Below are 4,074 nucleotides of genomic sequence, written 5' to 3'. Positions count from 1 at the left end.
GCCTTCGGCGGCGCGGGCACCGAGTACCAGAACGGCATCCCGGCCAGCACCGCCACGGTGCCCGGCGTGCTCGGTCAGGTGAAGATGTACACCGACGCGCTGGGGCCCAAGCGCGCACCAGCCGATGCGCTGTACGTGGTGTGGGCCGGTGGCAATGACTACGCCTTCCTGGGCCGGCAGGACCCGCCGGGGGTGGTGGGCAACATCGCCCAGGCGGTCAGGCAGTTGCCAAGGGCGCGCGCCGCTTCCTGCTGCCCAACCTGTCCGACCTGGGCATCACGCCGCTGGCCCAATCGCAAGGGCCGGCCGCCTCGGCGGGCCTGACGGCGCTGGCCAAGGGCCACAACACGCTGCTGGCGCAAACGGCCACCAGCCTGGCGGCCTCGCTGCCCGGCACCACGGTGGTGGTGGTGGACGTGTTCAAGCTGGGTGAGGTGCTGCTGCAGGCAGGGCTGGCGTCCGCCTCGCCGCCGGCCCTGGAACTGCTGGCACCGGGCGCTTCTGCGTGCCTCTTGACCAACCCCGCCGCCTGCCCCGACGTGGACCTGGACGCACCGCTGCCGCCGCTGCTGTTCTGGGACGCGCTGCACCCCACCACCCGCGCCCATGAGCTGATCGCCGCGGCGATGTACACCAGGCTGCTGCTGTCGCGCTTCGGGTTCTGAGCCGACGCCCCCGGGGGCCGCGAGCAACGCGAGCTTGAGGCCCCATCAATCCGGCCGCCGCAGTGTCTGGATCACCTGCTGCTCCAGCGCATCCACGGCGGCCGACCCGCGTGAGGCCTTGCTGCGCAGCACCGCCACCTGCATGGCGGGCAGGGGCGGCAGGCCATGCCGCTCACCCAGCACCAACAGGCCCGGCGGCACGCTGCAGCGGGTGAGCACCGCCACCGCCATGCCGCTGTGCACGGCGGCCAGCTGACCCGCCAGGCTGGAACTGTTGTAGACCACGCGGTGCGCCCGCCGCTGCGCAGCCAGGGCCGCCAGCGCATCGCGCCGGGCCTGGCTGCCGGGCTCATAGGCGGCCACCGGCAGCGGGTCGCGCCGCCAGGCTTCCTGCTGCGGCGCGCCCACCCACACCAGCGGCTCTTCGAACAGCAGCGTGCCGCGGTGGGGCCGGTCGCGCGAGACCAGGGCCACGTCCAGCTCGCCGCGCTGCACCTGCGGCATCAAGGCGGTGGACTGCTCGCACACCAGCGCGATCTCCACCTCGGGCTGCAGGCTGCAGAAGCTGCGCAGCACCGGCGTGAGGTAGCTGGCCGCATAGTCGTCGGGCACGCCCAGCCGCACCCGGCCCTGCAGCGCCGGGCCAGTGAGCACGGCCAGCGCCTCGCCATGCAGGTCGAGCAGCCGGCGCGCATAGGCCAGCAGCTCGGTGCCCGCCGTCGTCAATGCCAGGTGGCGCGGGCCGCGCAGCAGCAGCGGTCGGCCGACCACCTCTTCCAGCTTCTGGATCTGGGTGCTGACCGCCGACTGCGACCGGTGCAGCAGCGGCGCCGCCGCCGACAGCGAGCCGGCGTCCACCACCGCCACCAGCGCGCGCAGCCAGTCGATCTGCAGTTCCTTGCCGGCCATGGGCGACTCCACCATCTGTTTTTCGAATGGTAGCTGCCCAAACGATGCGCTTTACCGATGCCTGCCGCGCCCGCAGCATGGCGGCATGAAACAGCAGCAGACGGTGGCCGCTTCAGGCACGGGGTGGATGGTGGCGGGCAGCCTCCTGCTGGGCACGCTGGGCGTGTTCGTGCACGAATCGGGTCAGCACCCGCTGACGGCGGTGTGGGCCCGGTGCCTGTTCGGCGCGCTGGCGCTGGGCGCCTGGGCGGTGGCCACCGGGCAGGCCGGCGCGCTGCGGCTGCGCGGCCGGGCGCTGGCGGCGGCGGTGGTCACCGGGCTGCTGATGGTGCTGAACTGGTCCTTGTTCTTCGCGGCCATCGGCCAGGTGCCCATCGGCACCGCCACCGTGGTGGTGCATGCCCAGCCCTTCTGGCTGATGGCCCTGGCCGCGCTGTGGCTGCACGAGCCGGTGAGCCGCTGGCAGGTGGGGGCCGCAGCGGTGGCCCTGGTGGGCCTGGCGCTGTCCACCGGGCTGGCCACCGGCACCGGCTTGGGCGGCGAAGCGGGCGGCCTGGCGCTGTGCCTGGCCGCCAGCTTCACCTATGCGGTGGCCACGCTGCTGGCGCGGCAGGCGGGCATCGCGCCGCTGGTGCTGGCCTGGTGGCAATGCGCCGTGGGCGCGCTGGTGCTGGCCTGGTGGCCGTGGGTGCACCCGCTGCCGGTGCAGGCCGCCCCCTGGGGCTGGCTGGTCGGCCTGGGCGTGCTGCACACCGGGCTGGCCTACGTGCTGCTGTACGAAGGCCTGGCCCGGCTCACGGCCGGTCGCATCGCCGTGCTGCAGTTCGTCTACCCGGGCGCCGCGTTGCTGGTGGACGGCTGGGTGTACGGCAACGTGCTGGGCCCGCTGCAGTGCGTGGGCGTGGCCTTGATGGCGGCCGCGCTGTGGGCTTCCGGCAGCGGGCGGGCGGTCAGCCGGGCAGCTGGTGCTGGCTGAAGAAGCGCAGCATCTCGGCCGAGGCATCGGGGCCGCCGGCATCGGTGTAGCTGCCGGCGGGCTGGCCGCCTGACCAGGCGTGGCCGGCGCCGTGCACCACCCACAATTCGGCGTGGCTGCGGCCGTCGGCGCCCGCATGGTGCTGGCGGCTGAAGCGGCGGCCGCCGGGCGCCTGGCCCTCGCTGAGCTGCGAGCGCAACTCGGCCGGCGCACCGGCCAGCGCCGCCGCCAGCAGCTGGTGGCCGTTGTGCAGGTGCACCGTGCCGTCCTGGTCGCCATGGAACACGATGGTGGGCACCGGCCGCGCGGGCCGCGGCGTGCGGGCCTGCGTGCTGGGTCCACGGGCGCCGCCCTGCATCGCGGCCAGTGCCTCCTGCAGGTTGCCGGCCGCATCGCCGGGCAGGCCCGAATGCACGCCCGCCGCGGCGAACACGTCGGGGTAGGCGGCGGCAACGATGGCGGTCATCGCGCCGCCGGCCGACAGGCCCGCCACGTACACCCGGCGCGGGTCCACCGGGTGGCTGGCCGCCACCGCCTGCACCAGGGCCACGATGCCGGCCGGCTCGCCGCTGCCGCGCTGCTGGTGGTTGTGCTTGAACCAGTTCCAGCAGCGCTGCGGGTTGGCGGCCTGGGGCTGCTCGGGGTACAGCACGTAGCAGCCCTGCGCCCGCGCCAACGCATTCATGCCGGTGCCGGCCGCGAAGTCGTCCGCATGCTGGGTGCAGCCGTGCAGCATCACCACCAGCGGCAGCGGGGCCTGCGGCGTGGCGGTGGCCGCGGCCGGCGGCACATACAGCTTGTAGCGCCAGCTGCGGCCGCCGTGGCTCAGGCTGCCGGTGCTGAAGCTGTCGGGCACGGCCGGCTCGCTGCTGGCGCTGCCGGCGTTCGGGCCCGGGGCGGCGCCGCCCAGGCCAGGCAGGTTGGCCAGGTCGGCCATGTCGATCACCGGGCCCTGGCCGCCGGACTTCGCCCAGGCGGTGGCGGCATCGCGCAGCTGGGCGCTCCAGGCGGCCGGGGCCGCGGTGCTGCCCATGCCCGGGAACGAGCCCGTCGCCGGACCCGCTGCGGGGTGGGCACCCGGCCCAGGAAAAGCCGCCGCCGCGCCGGCGCCCAGCGCCTGCTGCAGCGCGGCCTGCGCTTCGGCCAGTTGGCCGGTTTGCGTGAGCCGGGTGGCCTCGCGCATCAGATCGGAAAGCGAGCGGTTCGGCATGGGCTTGTTCATCAGGGCAATCGGAAGGGTCAGCGCGGGCGCTGGGTGAGTGCCGCACGGACGGCCGGCGACGCATGCAGCGCACCCAGCACGTCGATGGAGGCGATGGTGTCGCGCACCAGTTCGGGCGTGACGTCGTCGGCGAAGGTGGCCAGGCCCAGCACGCGGATGTGCAGGCGCTCGTTGGCGGCCTGCGCGGCGCGCAGGTCGGCGGCGGTGAAGTGCTGCAGGCCCAGCACCAGCATCTTGCGGGCGACGGCCTGTTTCACCGCATCGGCATGGGCGCCGATCTGGTTGCGGATGGCGGTGCGGAT

General features: G+C 74.2%; 6 protein-coding genes. 3 read left to right on the top strand and 3 right to left on the bottom strand.

What is annotated here, in order from left to right:
* Nucleotides 1-324: hypothetical protein (locus ABNT58_RS02140; protein WP_348751867.1), on the top strand; the 324-nt coding region annotated here is incomplete at its 5' end.
* On the top strand, nt 249-665 hold the full coding sequence (locus ABNT58_RS02135) for an SGNH/GDSL hydrolase family protein (protein WP_348751868.1): 417 nt from the start codon (nt 249-251) through the stop codon (nt 663-665). The genes ABNT58_RS02140 and ABNT58_RS02135, both read left to right, overlap by 76 nt.
* Nucleotides 666-710: 45 nt before the next feature.
* Here the strand turns inward: ABNT58_RS02135 and ABNT58_RS02130 are convergent, their stop codons facing one another.
* Nucleotides 711-1,574: a LysR substrate-binding domain-containing protein gene (locus ABNT58_RS02130; protein WP_348751866.1), complete on the bottom strand. Its 864-nt coding sequence runs from the start codon at nt 1,572-1,574 to the stop codon at nt 711-713.
* 85 nt (nt 1,575-1,659) lie between these two features.
* On the opposite strand from ABNT58_RS02130, the gene ABNT58_RS02125 reads away from it, so the two are divergent.
* The gene (locus ABNT58_RS02125; protein ID WP_348751865.1) at nt 1,660-2,550 is read left to right on the top strand and encodes a DMT family transporter; all 891 of its coding nucleotides are present in this window, start codon (nt 1,660-1,662) and stop codon (nt 2,548-2,550) included.
* Here ABNT58_RS02125 and ABNT58_RS02120 read toward each other — a convergent pair.
* Together ABNT58_RS02120 and ABNT58_RS02115 are read right to left on the bottom strand one after the other, a co-directional pair.
* Nucleotides 2,525-3,772, bottom strand: coding sequence for a PHB depolymerase family esterase (locus ABNT58_RS02120; RefSeq protein ID WP_348751864.1), 1,248 nt, complete (start codon nt 3,770-3,772; stop codon nt 2,525-2,527). The genes ABNT58_RS02125 and ABNT58_RS02120 overlap by 26 nt on opposite strands.
* 17 nt (nt 3,773-3,789) lie before the next feature.
* On the bottom strand, nt 3,790-4,074 hold a 285-nt coding region (locus ABNT58_RS02115), incomplete at its 5' end, for a CopG family transcriptional regulator (protein WP_348751863.1).

Origin of the sequence: uncultured Aquincola sp. (assembly GCF_964001545.1) — a bacterium.
Taxonomy (GTDB): Bacteria; Pseudomonadota; Gammaproteobacteria; order Burkholderiales; family Burkholderiaceae_C; genus Aquincola.
The sequence above is the reverse complement of the archived record's forward strand: the minus strand, read 5'-3'. Positions and strand labels throughout refer to the sequence as shown.